The organism is Agromyces sp. CF514 (assembly GCF_900113185.1).
GTDB lineage: Bacteria > Actinomycetota > Actinomycetes > Actinomycetales > Microbacteriaceae > Agromyces.
Window position 1 is genome coordinate 985,910 of the sequence record NZ_FOZD01000001.1, and the last position, 19,136, is coordinate 1,005,045.

Consider the following 19,136-nt stretch of genomic DNA (forward strand, 5'->3'; position numbering starts at 1 on the left):
CCCGGCGTGCGTGCCAGAGTGACGGCATGGTCACCGCATCACGACCGGGTCCGCCCGTTCCGCCTCCGCCGCCGTCTCCCTCGGCCGTCGCCGCCGCACGCCCCGGAGGCGCTGCGACCGACCGATCCGGGGCCGCGCCGTCCGGCCGACGTGGCAGGGGCGACTTCGCCTCGCCCGTCGCGGGCGTCGAGCCGATCGTCGTGACGTGGGTGCTCGTGGCGTTCGTGGCGGTCGTCATGTACGCCGTGTCGGTGCCGATCGACGCCGCCGTGTACCACGTGCATGTCGCCGCGGCCTTCGGCATCGCGCTCGTGCAGGTCGGGTCGCTGCTGCTCGCCATGTGGAACGGATGGGCGGCCGCGGCCGCGTTCCTCGCCGGGCAGGCCGCCTTCGGCCTGCTCGCGACCGCCGACCCGGGCATGCCGTGGCCGGTCACCGTCACGCAGTTGATCCTGCTCTGCGCGCTGCTCGTGCTGCTCGTGCTGCGCGGTTCGTCCAATGCGGCGGCTGCGCTGTGGCTCGGGGCGATCGTCGTGCCGCTCGCGATCGCATTCGTGCCCGGGCATGGGGCGACGCCCGACGGGGTGGTCGCGAACCTCGTGACCAGCGGCGCGGTGAGCGCCCTCGTGCTCTCGGCAGCGCTCGGGGTGACGGCCTGGCGGGCCCGGTTGGGCGCCGCACTCGACGACGAGCGCCGCGTGAGCGCGGCCGAGCACGAGCGTCGCCTCATCGCCGAGGAGCGCACGCGCATCGCGCGAGAGATGCACGACGTGATCGCGCACGGCATGTCGATCATCCAGGTGCAGGCGTCGAGCGCGCCGTATCGGCTCACGGGGCTCGACGAGGCGGCGACGGCCGAGTTCGCCGAGATCGCGGCATCCGCTCGCTCGGCGATGGCCGAGATGCGCGCGCTGCTGGGCGTGCTGCGCGACCCCGCGGGCGAACCCGAGACGGCGCCGCAGCCCGGGCTGGCGCAACTGCCCGAGCTCGTCGCGAGCGTCGAACGCGCCGGGGTGCCGGTCTCGCTCGAGATCGCCCCCGGACTGCTCGACGGCGGTCCGACGGCACGCGCCGCGTACCGCATCGTGCAGGAGTCGCTGAGCAACGTGCTCCGTCACGCGCCAGGTGCGGCGACGCTCGTACGGGTCGAGCGCGCGTCGGGTCCCCGGGCCGGCCTCGACCTCGTCGTCCGCAACGCCCCGGTGACGGATGCCGCGGGCGAGCCCGTGATCACCCGCCCCGAGGCCGGCGCGGGTCATGGCCTGGTCGGCATGCGGGAGCGCGTGCGGATGCTGGGTGGCAGGATCGAGAGCGGTGAGACCGTCGACGGCGGTTTCGAGGTGCGCGCGATGTTGCCGCTCGCCGCCGACGGCCCTGCCGGGGAGGACTCGTGACGATCTCGGTGCTCATCGCCGACGACCAGGCGATGGTGCGCGCCGGATTCGCCGCCGTGCTCGACGCGCACGAGGGCATCACCGTCGTCGGCCAGGCCGCCGACGGAGCCGAGGCCGTGGAGCTCGCGCACGAGCTGCGCCCCGACGTCGTGGTCATGGACGTGCGCATGCCCGGCATGAACGGCATCGAGGCGACGCGCGCGCTCCAGACTCCGCCCCGATCGAGCGACTACGTGCCGCGCGTGCTCATGCTGACGACGTTCGACATCGACGAGTACGTCTACGCGGCGCTGCGCGCAGGCGCGAGCGGGTTCCTGCTGAAGGACGCCCTGCCCGCCGACGTGGTGCATGCCGTCCGCGTCATCGCCGCGGGCGAGGCGCTGCTCGCACCGAGCGTCACCCGTCGCCTCATCGAGGAGGTCGCGCGCACGGCGCCGACTCCCCGCGTCGACGACCATCTGCTCTCCTCGCTCACTGCGCGCGAGCGCGAGGTGCTCGAGCTCATCGCCAGAGGCCGATCGAACCACGAGATCGCCGCCGAGCTGTTCATCGCCGAGCAGACCGTGAAGACGCACGTCGGCAAGATCCTCGCCAAGCTCGCGCTACGCGACCGCGTGCACGCCGTCGTCTTCGCGTACGACGTCGGCCTGGTGCAGCCCGGCCGCTGAGGGCGAGCGGATGCCGCGGGCGGGCGTCGTGCGTGCGCGCGCCCGCGGCATCCGCTCGACCCGTACCGGGGTAGGGGGCGGGAACCGCACCGGCGGGTGATGCCCACGGATGCACCGCGTTCGTAGCCTGCCCGCACGGGCGGAGGTGCCGCCCCGGGAGGAGCGCCATCGTGACGCTGCACGCAGAGCGGACCACCGCGACGGGCCGGGCGCCGGCACCCGCGCCGAAGCCTCGAACGCCCGTCGGGGCGAACGTCGATCGCGCGGACGCCGGTCGCGACCCGCGCGCCTCGCACCGGGACGCCGCGATCGATGCCGCCCGTGCGGCCTGCCTCGTCGTGGTGTTTGCGCTGCACGCCATGATGGTCGGCGTCAGCGTGGGCGCCGGCGGCCCGGTGCTCGAGAACGCCCTCGAGCACTGGAGCGGGTTCGCGGCCGCCACCTGGTTCGTGCAGATCATGCCCCTCTTCTTCGTGATCGGCGGCTACTCGGCCTGGTCGCAGTGGCGGCGCATGCAGGAGAAGGGAGCGGATGCCGCGGCCTACGTGCGCGGCCGGCTCGCCCGCCTCGTGCGGCCCGCGATCGCGCTCGTCGCCGTCGTCGGTCTCGCGCTCGCCGCGCTGACCCTGGCCGGACTGCCCGCCGAGGTCGTCGCGACCGCCGGATTCCGCATCGGGCAGCCGCTGTGGTTCCTCGCCGTGTACCTCGCCTGCACGTCGCTCGTGCCGCTCATGGCGCGCGCGCATGCGCGGCATCCGTTCGGCACCGTCGGGGCGCTGCTCGCGGTCGTCGTCGTGGTCGACGGCGTGCGCATGACGACCGGCGTCGACGCGATCGGGTTCGCCAACCTGCTCGCCGTCTGGCTGCTGGTGCAGCAGCTCGGCTTCGCGCTCGCCGACGGCACGGTCGAGCGGATGCCGCGTGCCGCACGCCTCGTCGTCGCGCCGGCCGCACTCGGGGTGCTCGCCGCCCTGACGCTCGCGGGGCCCTACTCGCCCGACCTGCTCATGAACCTCAACCCGCCGACCGTCTGCCTCGTAGTGCTCGGCGTCGCCCAGCTCATGCTGTTCTCGCTCGTGCGTCCGGCGCTGCGGCGATGGGCCGAGCGGCCCCGCCCCGCCCGCGCGATCGCGCGCTTCGGCGAGTGGGGCATGACGCTCTACCTCTGGCACATGCCCGCGTTCGTGCTGCTCGCCGGGGTGCTGCTCTGGCTGCACGGCCTCGTGGGGCTCGCGCTGCCCGTGCCGCTGACGCCCGAGTGGTGGGCGACCCGGCCGATCTGGCTCGTCGCCGCGGCGGGCGCGACCGCGCTGTTGGTGCTGGTGTTCGCGCGGTGGGAGCGCGGCGTGCGCAGGGGGGAGTCGCCGTCGCGCGTCCTGCCGGGCGCCTCGGCGCTCGCCCGGGTGCGGGTGCCGGTGCGGGTGCCGGTCGGGGTCGCGGTCGCCGGCGGCATCCTAGGCGTCGGCTTGGTGCTCGTGTTCGGTTTCGGTGCGTGGACGGCGATCACGGCCCTCGCGCTGCTCGGGGTCGCCCTCCGAGGCGCGCGCGAGCGTCCGGTCACGCGGTCGGATTCGGGGTCGAACTCGCAGTCGAACTCGCTGGCGATCGGGCGGCCCCGCGACACGCGTGCAACGGCCGCAGCGATGTCGGTGGGTGGTGGCAGCATGGAGCCACAACACCATATGTAGGGGTCGCGGCATCCTGAACCCCCTAAGTGTCGTACTTCGCGACACGCCCGGGGGGCTATCCACAATCGTGGAATCGGGTTGATTTCCATCTGTGGATAACCTCGGCGGGCTCCGCGAGAATCCGCGGGTCACCGGGGCATCCGATTGGGGATGGACTGTGGATGAAGCGGTGGAAAACTACAGGAATGTAATTACTGCATGTTGTGTCGGGTGAGTTCGCCAGACACTAGATGTAGTATTGAACTCGCTAAGAAACACCACGGGGGCGGGCTCCTCCGGAGCCTGAGAAGACAGGGGAGAACATGACGGTCACGGTCTACACCAAGCCATCCTGCGTGCAGTGCAACGCCACGTACCGGGCGCTCGACAGCAAGGGAATCGAGTACGAAGTGCTCGACGTCTCGACCGACGAGGGCGCGCTCGCCCACGTCAAGGAGCTGGGCTACCTGCAGGCCCCCGTCGTCATCACCGACGAAGACCACTGGTCGGGCTTCCGTCCCGACAAGATCGCCGAGCTCGCCTCGCGCCTGGGCTGATTCCCTGTTCGCGCCGGTGAGCTCAGCAGAGTGAACCGCAGCGCGAAAGGAGAGCACCCGGCATGACGAATCTGGTCTACTTCTCGAGCGTCTCGGGCAACACCGCGCGCTTCATCGAGAAACTCGGACGCCCGGCAGACCGCATCCCGCTGCATGCGAAAGATGCGCCGCTCGAGGCATCCGAACCCTATGTGCTCGTCCTCCCCACCTACGGCGGGGGTGACGGCAACGGCGCCGTACCCAAACAGGTCATCCGGTTCCTCAACGACGAGCGAAACCGGTCACTGATCCGAGGGGTCATCGGGGCCGGCAACACGAATTTCGGCACGGGTTACTGCCTGGCCGCAGACATCATCGCGGCGAAGTGCCATGTGCCTCCGCTGTATCGCTTCGAAGTATTCGGAACACCTGACGACGTGAACGCCGTCAACGAGGGATTGGACGCATTTTGGTCAACGCAGCAGCTTCTGACAGCGGTGTAGCCGTGATCGACGCGCCGCGCGTGGGTATGGACTACCACTCGCTCAACGCGATGCTGAACCTCTACGGCGAAGACGGACAGATCCAGTTCGACAAGGACCGCGAGGCCGCGCGCGAGTACTTCCTGCAGCACGTCAACCAGAACACCGTCTTCTTCCACTCGCTGAAGGAGCGCCTCGACTACCTCGTCGAGAAGGAGTACTACGAGCAGGCCGTGCTCGACCAGTACTCGTTCGAGTTCATCACCAAGCTCAACGACCTGGCGTACTCGAAGAAGTTCCGCTTCGAGACGTTCCTCGGCGCGTTCAAGTACTACACGAGCTACACGCTCAAGACGTTCGACGGCAAGCGCTACCTCGAGCGCTTCGAGGACCGCGTCGTCATGACGGCCCTCGGTCTCGCGCAGGGCGACGAGCAGCTCGCCGTCAACCTGGTGGAAGAGATCATCGGCGGCCGCTTCCAGCCGGCCACCCCGACGTTCCTCAACACGGGCAAGGCGCAGCGCGGCGAGCTCGTCTCGTGCTTCCTGCTGCGCATCGAAGACAACATGGAGTCGATCTCGCGCGGCATCAACTCCGCCCTGCAGCTCTCGAAGCGCGGCGGCGGCGTGGCGCTCTCGCTCTCGAACATCCGCGAGGCGGGTGCCCCGATCAAGCAGATCGAGAACCAGTCGAGCGGCATCATCCCCGTGATGAAGCTCCTCGAAGACAGCTTCAGCTACGCCAACCAGCTCGGTGCCCGCCAGGGCGCCGGCGCGGTGTACCTCAACGCGCACCACCCCGACATCATGAAGTTCCTCGACACCAAGCGCGAGAACGCCGACGAGAAGATCCGCATCAAGACGCTGTCGCTCGGCGTCGTGGTTCCCGACATCACGTTCGAGCTCGCCAAGAACGGCGAGGACATGTACCTCTTCTCGCCGTACGACGTCGAGAAGGTCTACGGCAAGCCGTTCGGCGACATCTCGGTCACCGAGAAGTACCGCGAGATGGTCGACAACCCGCGCATCAAGAAGACCAAGATCAATGCACGCGAGTTCTTCCAGACGATCGCCGAGATCCAGTTCGAATCGGGCTACCCCTACATCGTGTTCGAGGACACGGTGAACAAGGCGAACCCGATCAAGGGTCGCATCAACATGTCGAACCTCTGCAGCGAGATTCTGCAGGTCAACACGCCGACCACGTACAACGAGGACCTCTCGTACAACGAGATCGGCAAGGACATCAGCTGCAACCTCGGTTCGCTGAACATCGCCCTCACCATGGACTCGCCCGACTTCGGCAAGACCATCGAGACGGCCATCCGAGGCCTCACCGCGGTCTCGAACATGAGCCACATCACCTCGGTGCGTTCGATCGAAGACGGCAACGACAAGTCGCACGCCATCGGCCTCGGCCAGATGAACCTGCACGGCTACCTCGCTCGCGAGCGCGTCTTCTACGGCAGCGAAGAGGGCATCGACTTCACGAACATCTACTTCTACACGGTGCTGTTCCACGCCCTGCGCGCGTCGAACGCCATCGCCAAGGAGCGCGGCGAGACGTTCGTCGGCTTCGAAGACTCCAAGTACGCGTCGGGCGAGTTCTTCGACAAGTACACCGATTCCGCGTGGGTGCCCGAGACCGCCAAGGTCACGCAGCTCTTCGCCGACTCGAACGTGCACATCCCGACGCAGGCCGACTGGCTCGAACTGAAGGCGTCGATCCAGGAGCACGGCATCTACAACCAGAACCTGCAGGCCGTGCCGCCGACCGGTTCGATCTCGTACATCAACAACTCGACGTCGTCGATCCACCCGATCGCGGCGAAGATCGAGATCCGCAAAGAGGGCAAGCTCGGTCGCGTGTACTACCCGGCTGCGTTCATGACGAACGACAACCTCGAGTACTACCAGGACGCCTACGAGATCGGCTACGAGAAGGTCATCGACACCTACGCCGCTGCGACGCAGCACGTCGACCAGGGCCTGTCGCTCACGCTGTTCTTCAAGGACACCGCGACCACCCGCGACATCAACAAGGCCCAGATCTACGCATGGCGCAAGGGCATCAAGACGATCTACTACATCCGTCTGCGGCAGATGGCGCTCGAGGGCACGGACATGTCCGAGTGCGTCTCGTGCATGCTGTAATCGGCGCTGATCAGGAATTCAAGAACAGGACATAGGCGGATGACCCCTCCCGAGAAGCTCAAGCTCGTCGACCACGTGCAGGCGATCAACTGGAACAAGATCCAGGACGACAAGGACCTCGAGGTCTGGAACCGCTTGGTGAACAACTTCTGGCTGCCCGAGAAGGTGCCGCTGTCGAACGACATCCAGTCGTGGAACACGCTCACCTCCGAAGAGCAGACGCTGACGATGCGCGTGTTCACGGGCCTGACCCTGCTCGACACGATCCAGGGCACGGTCGGCGCCGTCTCGCTGATTCCCGACGCGATCACGCCGCACGAAGAGGCCGTCTACACGAACATCGCGTTCATGGAGTCGGTGCACGCGAAGAGCTACTCGTCGATCTTCTCGACGCTGTGCTCCACGAAGGAGATCGACGAGGCGTTCCGGTGGAGCGTCGAGAACGAGAACCTGCAGAAGAAGGCCTCCATCGTCATGGAGTACTACCAGGGCGACTCGCCGCTGAAGCGCAAGGTCGCCTCGACGCTGCTCGAGAGCTTCCTCTTCTACTCGGGCTTCTACCTGCCGATGTACTGGTCGTCGCGGGCGAAGCTCACCAACACGGCCGACCTGATCCGCCTCATCATCCGCGACGAGGCCGTGCACGGGTACTACATCGGCTACAAGTTCCAGAAGGGCCTCGAGCGCGTCACCGAGGCCGAGCGCGAAGAGCTGAAGGACTACACATTCTCGCTGCTCTACGAGCTCTACGACAACGAGGTGCAGTACACGCAAGACCTCTACGACGGCGTCGGCCTGACCGAAGACGTCAAGAAGTTCCTGCACTACAACGCCAACAAGGCGCTCATGAACCTCGGCTACGAGGCCATGTTCCCGAAGACCGTGACCGACGTGAACCCGGCGATCCTCTCGGCACTCTCGCCGAACGCCGACGAGAACCACGACTTCTTCTCGGGCTCCGGCTCGTCGTACGTCATCGGCAAGGCCGTCTCGACCGAAGACGAGGACTGGGACTTCTAGAGGTCATTCCAGACCGATGGGAGGGGCGGATGCTGCGGCATCCGCCCCTCTCGTCGTCTCGGCGTGATCAGGCGGCTCGTTGCGGCCAGCTCATGACGTGGGCCGGCGCCGTTTCGGCTGTGGGATGCGGATGCTGCCCACCCGATCCGATTCGCGGAGTGAACCCTGCGCGGCCGGAACCGACCACGGGACCCCGCCGCAAGCCTCAGCCGAGGAGGCCCGCGGAACCCATCACGCGACCGGGTTCGAGCCGGATGACGACGCGGCGCGGATTCACGCGGGGCTGGCGGTATCGCTGCGCGTAGAGCGCGACCGCGTGGGCGACCGCATGCGGGTCGCGTTCGACGATCGCCTCGCCCGCGATGCTGAGCCACTGCGGACCGGACACCTGCGCCACGGTGGCCCGTGCGTCGCGCTCCACGTTGCGCACCTTCTGGCTGCCGTCGCTCGTGATGATGCGCACGACTCCCGCGTCGACCGTGTAGCCGACCGCGACGACGTGGAGCCCGCCGTCGGGCCCGATCGTCGAGAGCGTGGCGAGGTGGGAGTCGGTGACGAACCGACGCCCGTCGTCGGTGAGGGAGTCGATCGTGGCCATGGTTCCATCCTGCCCTCCCGGTCGTCGATACATGTGGGGGCGCGGCATCCGCTCGCTCTGCCGGCCGTGCACGGCCAACGGTCAGATCCGGGGCGTTGGATGAAGGTGCACCGCCGGAGGATCGGCGGGCGACGGAGGAGCGCAAGATGGAGCAGACGATGATGCGGGCACTCATGCACGACGAGTTCGGAGACCCGGCCGAGGTGTTGTCGGTGCAGGAGGTCCCGGTTCCGGAGCCCGGGCCCGGCCAGGTTCGCGTGAAGCTGGTGCTCTCGCCGATCCACAACCACGACCTGTGGACGGTGCGCGGCACGTACGGCTACAAGCCGACCCTGCCTGCGGTGGGCGGCACCGAGGCGCTCGGCGTCGTCGATGCGCTCGGCGAGGGCGTCGAGCACCTGGCGATCGGGCAGCGCGTCGTGACCGGCGGCACGCTCGGCGTCTGGTCGGAGTTCTTCCTCGCATCGGCGGCCGCACTCATCCCACTGCCCGACGGCGTGCCCGACGAGGTCGCCGCGCAGATCGTCGCGATGCCGTTCAGCGCGGTCAGCCTGCTCGACGCGCTCGGGCTCGACCCCGGTGACTGGCTGGCGCAGAATGCCGCGAACGGCGCGGTCGGGCGGTTGCTCGCCCAGCTCGGGCCGGCTCGCGGCATCAACGTGGTCGGGCTCGTGCGCCGTGGCGCCGGCGTCGACGAGCTCGCCGGGCAGGGCATCGGCAACGTCGTCGCGACCGACGACGACGGGTGGCGCGAGCGCGTCGCCGAGATCACGGGCGGGGCGCCCATTCGGGTGGGCGTCGACGCGGTCGGCGGTGCCGCCAGCGGGCAGGTGGTCTCGCTGCTGGCTGAGAACGGCACGCTCGTGGTGTTCGGCGCCATGGCGTCGCCGATCATGGAGATCCCGTCGGGCGACGTGATCTTCAAGCAGGCCACGGTCAAGGGATTCTGGGGCAGCCGCGTCAGCGCGACCATGGTGCCCGAGGAGCGCGCGCGGCTCATGGGCGAGGTGTTCACGCGACTGCGCGAGGGCGTCATCACGCTGCCCGTCGAAGCGACCTACGGTTTCGACGAGATCGCCGAGGCGAGCCGCGCGAACTTCGACGCCGGTCGCATCGGCAAGGTCATGCTGCGCCCCTGAGGCGAGCGTCACCCAGGGAGTTCGAGGCGGGCGGGTCGGCGAGGGATGAGCGGGGAGATCGGGCGGATCCGCGACGCGATCATGGCCGATGCGGCGAACGCGGGGTTCACTGCGCGCGGGTGGAAGCCCGTGTTCGCCGCATCGGCTGAATCGCGGATCCTGCTCATCGGCCAGGCGCCCGGCCGGCGGGCGCAGGAGTCCGGCATCCCGTGGAGCGATGCCAGCGGGGACACCCTCGTCCGCTGGCTCGGCGTGGACCGCGAGACCTTCCACGATCCGGCGGCGTTCGCGATCGTGCCGATGGACTTCTACTTCCCCGGCAAGGCCTCTGGCGGCGATGCCCCGCCGCGTCGGGACTTCGCGGCCGCGTGGCATCCGTCGCTCTTCGAGCAGCTCGCGAACGTGCGGCTCACCGTGCTGGTCGGCGCATACGCCCAGCGCGCCTACCTGCCGGCGCGGCGGTCGACCCTGACCGAGACGGTGCAGCACTGGCGCGACTTTCGGCCGGAGGTCTTCCCCGTGGTGCATCCGTCACCGCGCAACATCGCATGGCAGCAGCGAAACCCGTGGTTCGAGGCCGAGACAGTTCCTGAGCTCCGCACGGCCGTGGCGGCGGCGCTGGCCGACCCGAACATCCTTCCGGCTTGACGGCATGTGGCAGACAGCCCGACGGCCGGAAGGCACGAGCGCGACGGGCGAGCGGATGAATCGGACGGGCCTGCCCGGCGACGGACCGAAACGCAGCGACCGAACGGCTCAGCGGTTGTCGTCGCCGGTGTCGCCCAGCCCGCTGCCGCCGGAGCCGCTCCAGCTCCAGCCGGTGACCTCGGGGTCGTCCTCGCCATGGGCGCGGGTGTACGCGCGGGCGCGCAGCCTGGCATCGTGCATCTCCTGACGGAGCGGCCCCTCGCGCTCGGAGAGGCCGGGCACCCGGTCGATGACGTCGATCACGAGCTGGAAGCGGTCGAGCTGGTTGAGCATGACCATGTCGAACGGCGTGGTGGTCGTGCCCTCCTCCTTGTAGCCGCGCACGTGGAGCTGACCGTGGCCGTGCCGCTTGTAGGTGAGGCGATGGATGAGCCACGGGTAGCCGTGGTAGGCGAACACGACCGGGCGATCGGCCGTGAAGATGGCGTCGAAGTCGCGGTCGGAGAGCCCGTGCGGGTGCTCGGTGTCGTTCTGGAGGCGCATCAGGTCGACCACGTTGACGACCCGCACCGCGAGCGAGGGCACGCGGTCGCGCAGGATGCTCGCGGCGGCGAGCACCTCGAGCGTCGGCACGTCGCCGGCCGCGGCGAGCACGACATCGGGCTTCTCGCCGGGCTGCTCGGTGCCGGCCCAGTCGAGCAGGCCGATGCCGCGCGTGCAGTGCGCGATCGCCTCCTCCATCGTGAGCCAGTTGGGCGCCGGCTGCTTTCCGGCGACGACGACGTTCACGTAGTCGACCGTGCGGAGGCAGTGGTCGTACGTCGACAGGAGCGTGTTCGCGTCGAACGGGAGGTAGACCCGCACGACCTCGGCCTTCTTGTTGACGACGTGGTCGATGAACCCCGGGTCCTGATGCGAGAGGCCGTTGTGGTCCTGCCGCCAGACGTGCGAGCTCAGCAGGTAGTTGAGCGAGCTGACCGGGCGGCGCCACGGGATCTTCTTCGAGGTGTTCAGCCACTTCGCGTGCTGGTTGAACATGGAGTCGACGATGTGGATGAAGGCCTCGTACGAGTTGAGCAGGCCGTGCCGGCCGGTGAGCAGGTAGCCCTCGAGCCAGCCCTCGCACTGGTGCTCGCTCAGCATCTCCATCACGCGCCCCGCCCGCGCGAGGTGGTTGTCGGCGGCATCGATCGGCCACAGCTCGGCATTCCACTGTTTGTCGGTCACCTCGAACACGGCCTGGAGCCGGTTCGACGCCGTCTCGTCGGGGCCGAAGATGCGGAAGTTCGTGGGGTTCGCCGTGATGACGTCGCGGAGCCACCCGCCGAGCACCGCGGTCGCCTCGCTCACGGTCTCGCCCGGTGATGGAACGTCGACCGCGTACTCGCGGAAGTCGGGCAGCCTGAGCTCGGTGCGGAGCAGGCCACCGTTGGCGACGGGGTTCGCGCTCATGCGAAGGTCGCCCGCCGGCGCCAACGCGGTCGCGAGCGGCACCGGCGCTCCGGACTCGTCGAACAGTTCTTCAGGGCGGTACGACTGCAGCCACGCCTCGAGCAGGCGCAGGTGCTCCTCGGTGTCGCGGGCGTTCGAGAGCGGAACCTGGTGCGAGCGCCAGTTGTCTTCGGCGGGATGCCCGTCGATCTCCTTCGGGCACGTCCACCCCTTGGGGGTGCGCAGGATGATCATCGGCCAGGCGGGTCGACCCTCGAGGGTGCCGGCCGCGGCATCCGCCTTGATCCGCGCGATCTGGTCGAGCACGACGTCGAGGGTCTCCGCGAACCGCCGGTGCACCTCCATCGGGTCCTCACCGTCGAAGCCGCCCGAGACGAGGTACGGGGTGTGGCCGTAGCCGCGCATGAGGTCGAGCAGCTCGGACTCGGGGATGCGGGCGAGCACCGTGGGATTCGCGATCTTGTAGCCGTTGAGGTGCAGGATCGGCAGCACCACCCCGTCTTGCAGCGGATCGAGGAACTTGTTGGAGTGCCAGGCGGTCGCCAGCGGGCCGGTCTCGGCCTCGCCGTCGCCGACGACGGTCGCGACCAGGAGGTCGGGGTTGTCGAATGCGGCACCGTAGGCGTGCGAGAGCGAGTAGCCCAGCTCGCCGCCCTCGTGGATCGACCCGGGCGTCTCGGGCGCCGCATGGCTCGGGATGCCGCCGGGGAACGAGAACTGCCGGAAGAGCGCCCGCAGCCCGTCGGTCGACTGGTCGATCGCCCCGTAGAGCTCGCTGTACGTGCCGTCGAGGTACGTGTTGGCCACCATGCCCGGCCCGCCGTGGCCGGGGCCGGCGATGTAGATCGTGCTGAGGCTTCGCTCCTGGATCACCCGATTGAGATGGGCGTAGATGAAGTTCAGCCCCGGCGTCGTGCCCCAGTGGCCGAGCAGGCGCGGCTTGACGTCGTCTCGGGTGAGCGGCCTGCGCAGCAACGGATTGTCGAGCAGGTAGATCTGCCCGATCGAGAGGTAGTTGGCCGCCCGCCACCAGGTGTTCAGCTGCTCCAGCGTCTGCTCGTCGAGCGGTTCGCCCGTTCCTTCGGCCCAACCCTGCGTCACCGTGTTCGTCGTCATGAAGCCCGCCCCGTCCGTCGCCGATCCGTTCCCCTCAGCCCAGCGTTGCAGACCGGACTCGGGCTGACAACGGACGATCGCATCCGACATCCGCCGTTCAACCGTCGGTCGCGCAGGACCCGGGCGTCCGTTCGCATCGCCGAGGCCCGGACCTGCAGCGCCCTCGCCTACACTCGGAAACCGCTGTCGCCGCAGGCCCGCGGGCGTCGGCGAAGCGCATCCGAGGAGAACGAGCATGCCGACCACCAGACTCGAAGTGACCGCGACCTCGTGGGTCACCCCGGCGCTCCGCCGCATCCACCTGCGCAGCGACGACCTCTCGGCGTTCCTCGGCAGCGAGTTCACCGACCGGTACGTGAAGCTCGTCTTCCCGAAGCCCGGTGTGACCTATCCCGCCGAGCTCGACATCCGCGAACTGCGGGGCACGATGCCGCCTGAAGACCTGCCGGTCGTCCGCACCTATACGGCGCTGCATCCGGATGTCGCGGCCGGCACGCTCGACATCGACTTCGTCGTGCACGGCGACGAGGGGGTCGCCGGTCCGTGGGCTGCGGCAGCGCAGGCCGGTGACGTGCTGCTCGCGAACGGCCCCGGAGGCGCCTACCGCCCCGATCCGACCGCCGACTGGCACCTGCTCGTCGGCGACGAGTCGGCGCTGCCGGCCCTCACCGCCGCGCTCGAGGTGCTGCCGCCCGACGCGGTGGCTCGCGTGGTCGTGCTCGTCGAGTCGGCCGACGCCCAGCCCGAGTTGACGTTGCCGAGCGGGGCATCCGTCGAGTTCGTGCATCGCGACGGCGGCACGGGCGCCGGCCTGCTGACCGATGCGGTGCGGAACCTCGACTGGCCGAACGGCCGGGTGCACGCGTTCGTGCACGGCGAGGCCGAGGAGGTCATGCGCGGGGTGCGGCCGTACCTGCGCACCGAGCGCGGGCTCGACCGGAGTCAGCTGTCGGTCTCGGGGTACTGGCGCCGCGGCCGCAGCGAAGACGGCTTCCGGCAGTGGAAGGCCGAGTTCGCGCGCGACGAGGGCGACTGACCCCGGCGCGCGCGTTGCGGGTGCCCTAGGGTCTCCTCATGGGTTCAACGGCGACCGCGTATCTCACGGGCTTCGGCTCGTACCTGCCGGGTGAGCCGGTCGACAACGACGGCATCGTCGCGCGCCTCGGCGGCGACGATGCGGTGACCGAGCGCATCCGCCGTCGCATCCTCGCCGACAACGGCATCCGCACGCGGCACTACGCGCTCGACGAGCACGGCGAGCCGACCGAGCTCAACGAGGAGCTCGCCGTCAAGGCGCTTCGGGCCGCACTCGACGACCGCGGCATCCGGGCCGAAGACCTGCGCATGCTCGCGTGCGCGACGACGATGGGCGATGTGCTCGTGCCGGGCTTTGCGTCGATGGTGCACGGTCGCCTCGGCGGCGGACCGATGCAGCTGCTCACCGCGTCGGGCGTCTGCGCGTCGAGCCTGTCGGCGCTCGATGCGGCGGTCAGCAAGATCCGGCTCGGCGACCACCCGCGGGCCGCAGTCGTCGGCTCCGAGCTGTCGAGCCGCGGCCTGCGGCAGCGACGGTTCGACGGCATCCGCGCGGGCATGGACTCGCACTTCCTGCGCTGGATGCTCTCCGACGGCGCCGGGGCGGCCATCGTCGAGTTCCAGCCGCACCCGACCAAGCCGTCGCTGCGCGTCGACTGGGTGCGCCAAGTGTCGCTCGCGCACGAGCACGACGTGTGCATGCGCGCGGGCATGAGCGGCACCGACCCGGCCGTCGGCAGCACGTGGCAGGACGTCGGCATCGCCGAGGCCGAGGCCGCCGGCATGTTCCTGCTGCGACAGGATGTGAGCGTGCTCGACGACCTCGCCGATGCCGGCCTCAAGCAGTTCGAGGAGCTCGTCGACATCGGACTCGTCGACGTGCGCCATCTCGACCACGTCGTGTGCCACTACAGCACGAACATCTTCCGCGACCTCGCGTTCGAGGGACTGCGGCGGCGGGTGCCCACGCTCGACACCGACCGCTGGTACTCGAACCTCGAGACGCGCGGCAACACCGGGTCGGCGAGCATCTTCATCGCCCTCGAGGAGGCCTGGCGCACCGGCCGCTTCCGGCCCGGCGAGACGGTGCTGCTGGCGGTGCCCGAATCGGGTCGCTTCTCGTTCGCGTTCGCCCATCTCACCGTGGTCGCCCCGCCCGGGCAGGCCGCACCAGACCGGCCTGCGACATCCGATCAGTACGCATCAGACCTGCCCGCGACATCCGACCAGCAAGGAGCCCCAGCATGACGACCGACACGATCAGCACGACGGATGCCGCGGCATCCGTCGCCGACAGCCTCGCCGACCGGCTGGCCGACGTCTGGGTCGAACTGGAGGAGCGCCTCGACCGGGTGCCCGTGCTCAGCCGCCTCGCCGACGGCACCGTCACGCTGCACGACTACGAGCGCCTGCTCTTCAACCTGCGTCAGCAGGTCGTCGACGGCTCGCCGTGGATCTCGCGGGCCGCATCGAACTTCGACATCGAGCACTTCGAGCTGCGCTCGGCCGCGATCCGCCACGCCGAGGAGGAGCACCGCGACTTCCTGATGATCGAGCGCGACTACGTGGCGATCGGCGGCTCGCTCGACGAACTGCGCGCGGGTCGCAAGAACCTCGGCTCCGAGGCGCTCTCCGGCTACATGTTCACGTACGCCGACCGACCGAACCCGGTGGGGCTGCTCGGCGCGATGTTCATCATCGAGGGCCTCGGGGCGAAGCGCGCGGCGGGCTGGGCCGACCAGTTCCAGGAGGTGCTCGGCCTCGCCGACAACCAGGTGCACTTCATGCAGTACCACCAGGAGGCCGACAGCGCGCACACCGGCGACCTCGAGGCGATTCTCACATCGGGCATCGTCGATGAGGCGGGTGCCGATGAGGTCGTGCGCTGCGCCCAGGTCGTCGCCCGGCTCTATGCGCTGCAGTTGGAAGAGCTGGACCACTGAGATGACCGAGGCCCCGCGCTCCGATCCGAGCATGTGGGCGGCGGTGGCCGTCGACCCCGCCGTGCCCATCGATCGCGCGGTCGTGCGCAAGATCGTCGACGACCAGCGGCGGATGTCGCGGCGATGGCTCTACCCGCTCGCCCGGCCGTTCTCGCGGGTCGTCGTGGCGCTCGTCTCGGCCGTGAAGCGCGTGCTGCCGTTCCGGTGGATGCCGCTGACCACCATGGACCGGCTGTGCATCTGGTACCTGCGCCGGTTCGTCTCGCCCGACGCCGTCGAACTGCTGATCAGGCACTTCGTCATCGAGACGAACCTCGTGAACTTCGTGCTGCGCAACTCGGATGCCGCGATCCCGCCGGTCACGCTCCGACCCGTGAGCCTGGCGGAGCTCGGCGACCACGCGGTCGTCGAGCACGACGTCAACGTCTACGACGTGCTCATCGCGCTCGACGGCGTGCCGCTGACGGCTCCGCCGGCGTCGGAGCTCGACTTCGCGGAGCTCGACATCCCGCCCATCGATGCCGAACGCCGACGGGCGCGGCTGCTGCGCCTCGACATCCAGACTGCCCTCTGCTTCATGAACATCCCGTTCTCGATGGCGCTCACCATGGAGGAGTACCGCCGCGCGGTGCACTCGATGCGGTTCGACGACTCGTTCCTCGAGATCCTCGCCGTGCTCTGCGACGACGACACGTTCCGGCACTGGAAGACCGGCGAGCTGAGCCTCTGGATGGACTCCAACGTCGACGTGCCGCGCATGGTCTACCGGCACGCCCTCATCTGCGAGTACGCCCACGCGCACCTCGTGAAGCTCGCGGCGGCGGCGGCGGCAGCAGCGGCGGCGGCGGCGTCGGACCCGGCCTCCGGGAGGCCTCAGGCCGGGTAGGCGAACGCCGCCGCATCGGCGGTGATCGCGCGGGCGCGGGCGAGCCTGGGCAGATCGCTCCCGTCGCGGATCACCCGGCCGCGGGCGTCGAACTCGGCGAGCACGCCGGACGCCCAGGCGACGTCGTCCTCCGAGGGGCTCAGGGCGCCGTTCACGACCGGGGCCTGGGCGCCATGCAGGCAGAGGCGGCCGGTCATGCCGAGCGAGGCGGCGTGCGCGGACTGGTCGCGCACCGTCTCGGGGTCGGTGCCGAGCGACGGCCCGTCGATCGGACCGGGGAGTCCGGCGGCCCGGCTCGCGACCACGAGCCGCGAGCGCGGGTAGGCGAGCGCGATCTCGCTCGCGCCCATGCCGGTGTCGCGGCGGAAGTCGCCGACCCCGAACGCGAGGCGGAAGGTCGACGGATGCCGCGCGATCGCGGACGCCTCCTCCAGTCCGACCGCGCTCTCGATGAGGGCGATGATCTGCGTGCCCGGCCGCAGGCGTTCGGCGGTGGCAGCGACCTGCGCGACGGACTCCGCCTTCGCGAGCACGACGCCCTCGAGCCCGTCGACCCCGCCGATCGTGCCCAGCGCGTCGAGGTCGTCGCCCCAGTGGGTCGTCGTCGCATCGTTGATCCGCACCCAGGCGCGGCCGCCCGTCGAGAGCCACTCGGCCACGGCCGCACGGGCGGCCGCCTTCGCCGGCACCGGCACGGCGTCCTCGACGTCGAGCACGAGCGCATCGGCTCCGGATGCCGCGGCATCCGCGAATCCCTCTGGTCTCGCGCCCGAGACGAGCAGCCACGACCGGGCCATGGCGGGTGCGACGGTGCTGGTCGCGGCGGCCGACACCGGCGGCCGGATCTCGGCGAGCGTGTCAGTGGACACGAGCGGACTCCTTCTCGGGGGCGGAAGTTCCGTTGACGATGCTCGCCACGGCTCCGGTGGAGATGTGCCGGTCGTCACCGGCCTGCGTGGCCGAGCCCGCGGCATCCTCGTAGGCCTGCTCGTCGGCGCCGAGGTGGTCGTCGGCGCTCATCGTGGCCTCGTCGAAGGGGCGACGGCCCGAGAGCACCTCCTCGACCTGCACGGTGTCGATCTGCTTGGTCCAGGTGCCGATGAGCACGGTGGCCACGGCGTTGCCGGTGAAGTTCGTGAGGGCGCGGGCCTCGCTCATGAAGCGGTCGATGCCCACGATGAGGCCGACGCCGTTCACGAGGTCGGGGCGGTGCGCCTGCAGGCCTCCGGCGAGGGTCGCGAGACCGGCGCCGGTGACTCCCGCTGCGCCCTTCGAGGCGATCATCATGAACAGCAGGAGCGAGATCTGCTCGGGGATGCTGAGCGGGGTGCCGAGCGCGCTGGCGATGAACAGCGACGTCATCGTGAGGTAGATCGCGGTGCCGTCGAGGTTGAACGAGTAGCCGGTCGGCACGGTGATGCCGACGACCGGCTTCGAGACGCCGAGGTGCTCCATCTTGGCGATGAGGCGGGGCAGTGCGACCTCGCTCGACGACGTGGACACGATGAGCAGGTACTCGCGGCCGAGGTACTTCATCATGCGGAAGATGTTGACGCCCGTGACGAGCTTCAGCAGCAGGCCGAGCACCACGACGATGAACACGATGCAGGTCAGGTAGAACGCCACCATGAGCGTGCCGAGCGCCACGAGTGCGGCGACGCCCGTCGCACCGACGACGGCCGCGATGGCGCCGAACGCGCCGATGGGCGCGAGCCACATGATCATCGCGAGGATGCGGAACACGAGCACCTGCAGGTGGCGGATCGCCTCGAGCACGGGCACGCCCTTCGGACCCATCTTCTGCAGCGCGAAGCCGACGAGCAGCGCGACGAACAGGGCCTGCAGGATGCTGCCGCTCGTGAGCGACGCGAAGAACGTGGTCGGGATGATGCCGAGCAGGAACTCGGTCGTGGACGCCGCCTTGAGGTCGGACGTGTCGTAGGTCGTCGACGAGATGTCGAGGCCCGCGCCCGGGTGGATGATGTTGCCGACGATGAGGCCGATCGCCAGTGCGAAGGTCGACATCACGACGAAGTAGCCGAGGGCGAGGCCGCCGACCTTGCCGACCGTGGCGGCCTTGGCGACCGAGCCGACGCCGAGCACGATCGTGCAGAAGATGATGGGGGCGATCATCATCTTGATGAGCGCGATGAAGGCGTCGCCGATGGGCTTCAGCCCCACGGCGAAGTCGGGGAACGCCAGCCCCACGCCGATGCCCGCGGCCACCGCGACGATGACGGCGATGTAGAGGTAGTGCGAGCGATCGAGTCGTCGCCCCTTGCGATTCTGGGGTGCGGACACCGCATGCGTCGTTGCCATTGGTCTTCCTCGTCCTCATGGCGGTCGCTGCGATGCGACCGGCCTGCGATCAGTGCTGACAGCTTCGATCGAGCGGGCTC

At 69.3% G+C, this 19,136-nt stretch carries 17 protein-coding genes; 13 read left to right on the forward strand and 4 right to left on the reverse strand.

The annotated features are described in order from the left end of the window. Nucleotides 1–26: 26 nt before the first annotated feature. From BM342_RS04380 to nrdF, 7 genes are all read left to right on the forward strand, one after another. A complete protein-coding gene (locus BM342_RS04380) occupies nucleotides 27–1,394 on the forward strand; it encodes a sensor histidine kinase (protein WP_143109756.1) in 1,368 nt (455 codons plus the stop codon). Beyond that, complete coding sequence (locus BM342_RS04385) at nucleotides 1,391–2,062, forward strand: response regulator (RefSeq protein WP_092964250.1); 672 nt, start codon at nucleotides 1,391–1,393, stop codon at nucleotides 2,060–2,062. The genes BM342_RS04380 and BM342_RS04385 overlap by 4 nt, the downstream gene beginning before the upstream one ends. Nucleotides 2,063–2,232: 170 nt before the next feature. Next, nucleotides 2,233–3,750 carry an acyltransferase family protein gene (locus BM342_RS04390; RefSeq protein WP_177232056.1) on the forward strand — a complete coding sequence of 506 codons (1,518 nt, stop codon included), beginning with the start codon at nucleotides 2,233–2,235 and terminating at the stop codon, nucleotides 3,748–3,750. A 302-nt stretch (nucleotides 3,751–4,052) separates the two neighbouring features. After that, complete coding sequence (nrdH, locus tag BM342_RS04395; RefSeq protein ID WP_092964252.1) at nucleotides 4,053–4,286, forward strand: glutaredoxin-like protein NrdH; 234 nt, start codon at nucleotides 4,053–4,055, stop codon at nucleotides 4,284–4,286. Between the two features lie 62 nt (nucleotides 4,287–4,348). Then, nucleotides 4,349–4,768 carry a class Ib ribonucleoside-diphosphate reductase assembly flavoprotein NrdI gene (gene nrdI, locus BM342_RS04400; RefSeq protein ID WP_092964253.1) on the forward strand — a complete coding sequence of 140 codons (420 nt, stop codon included), beginning with the start codon at nucleotides 4,349–4,351 and terminating at the stop codon, nucleotides 4,766–4,768. A gap of 26 nt (nucleotides 4,769–4,794) precedes the next feature. Beyond that, nucleotides 4,795–6,900 carry a class 1b ribonucleoside-diphosphate reductase subunit alpha gene (gene nrdE, locus BM342_RS04405; protein WP_092964254.1) on the forward strand — a complete coding sequence of 702 codons (2,106 nt, stop codon included), beginning with the start codon at nucleotides 4,795–4,797 and terminating at the stop codon, nucleotides 6,898–6,900. 39 nt (nucleotides 6,901–6,939) lie between these two features. Then, nucleotides 6,940–7,920, forward strand: coding sequence for a class 1b ribonucleoside-diphosphate reductase subunit beta (gene nrdF / locus BM342_RS04410; protein ID WP_092964255.1), 981 nt, complete (start codon nucleotides 6,940–6,942; stop codon nucleotides 7,918–7,920). Between the two features lie 205 nt (nucleotides 7,921–8,125). On the opposite strand, the gene BM342_RS04415 is transcribed toward nrdF, so the two are convergent. After that, complete coding sequence (locus BM342_RS04415; protein WP_092964256.1) at nucleotides 8,126–8,518, reverse strand: PPOX class F420-dependent oxidoreductase; 393 nt, start codon at nucleotides 8,516–8,518, stop codon at nucleotides 8,126–8,128. 161 nt (nucleotides 8,519–8,679) lie between these two features. On the opposite strand from BM342_RS04415, the gene BM342_RS04420 reads away from it, so the two are divergent. Together BM342_RS04420 and BM342_RS04425 are read left to right on the forward strand one after the other, a co-directional pair. Further along, entirely contained in the window at nucleotides 8,680–9,657 is a 978-nt protein-coding gene (locus BM342_RS04420; RefSeq protein ID WP_092966516.1) for a zinc-binding dehydrogenase, read from the forward strand. 45 nt (nucleotides 9,658–9,702) lie between these two features. Beyond that, complete coding sequence (locus BM342_RS04425) at nucleotides 9,703–10,305, forward strand: uracil-DNA glycosylase family protein (protein ID WP_092964257.1); 603 nt, start codon at nucleotides 9,703–9,705, stop codon at nucleotides 10,303–10,305. Nucleotides 10,306–10,413: 108 nt separating this feature from the next. Here the strand turns inward: BM342_RS04425 and BM342_RS04430 are convergent, their stop codons facing one another. Continuing rightward, nucleotides 10,414–12,873 (reverse strand): phosphoketolase family protein, encoded by a 2,460-nt coding sequence (locus BM342_RS04430; protein WP_092964258.1) that lies wholly within the window; start codon nucleotides 12,871–12,873, stop codon nucleotides 10,414–10,416. Nucleotides 12,874–13,108: 235 nt separating this feature from the next. Between BM342_RS04430 and BM342_RS04435 the strand changes: the two genes are divergently transcribed. The 4 genes from BM342_RS04435 to BM342_RS04450 are packed head-to-tail and all read left to right on the forward strand — an operon-like array spanning nucleotide 13,109 to nucleotide 16,737. Continuing rightward, complete coding sequence (locus tag BM342_RS04435; protein WP_092964259.1) at nucleotides 13,109–13,909, forward strand: siderophore-interacting protein; 801 nt, start codon at nucleotides 13,109–13,111, stop codon at nucleotides 13,907–13,909. Nucleotides 13,910–13,947: 38 nt separating this feature from the next. After that, nucleotides 13,948–15,156: a 3-oxoacyl-[acyl-carrier-protein] synthase III C-terminal domain-containing protein gene (locus BM342_RS04440; protein WP_092964260.1), complete on the forward strand. Its 1,209-nt coding sequence runs from the start codon at nucleotides 13,948–13,950 to the stop codon at nucleotides 15,154–15,156. Beyond that, a complete protein-coding gene (locus BM342_RS04445; protein WP_092964261.1) occupies nucleotides 15,153–15,851 on the forward strand; it encodes an iron-containing redox enzyme family protein in 699 nt (232 codons plus the stop codon). The genes BM342_RS04440 and BM342_RS04445 overlap by 4 nt, the downstream gene beginning before the upstream one ends. A 1-nt stretch (nucleotide 15,852) precedes the next feature. After that, nucleotides 15,853–16,737, forward strand: coding sequence for a DUF6999 family protein (locus BM342_RS04450; protein ID WP_177232057.1), 885 nt, complete (start codon nucleotides 15,853–15,855; stop codon nucleotides 16,735–16,737). On the opposite strand, the gene BM342_RS04455 is transcribed toward BM342_RS04450, so the two are convergent. Both BM342_RS04455 and BM342_RS04460 read right to left on the reverse strand, forming a co-directional pair. Then, nucleotides 16,725–17,534, reverse strand: coding sequence for an HpcH/HpaI aldolase/citrate lyase family protein (locus BM342_RS04455; RefSeq protein WP_092966518.1), 810 nt, complete (start codon nucleotides 17,532–17,534; stop codon nucleotides 16,725–16,727). The genes BM342_RS04450 and BM342_RS04455 overlap by 13 nt on opposite strands. A gap of 61 nt (nucleotides 17,535–17,595) precedes the next feature. After that, complete coding sequence (locus BM342_RS04460; protein WP_092964262.1) at nucleotides 17,596–19,056, reverse strand: cation:dicarboxylate symporter family transporter; 1,461 nt, start codon at nucleotides 19,054–19,056, stop codon at nucleotides 17,596–17,598. Nucleotides 19,057–19,136 lie beyond the last annotated feature (80 nt).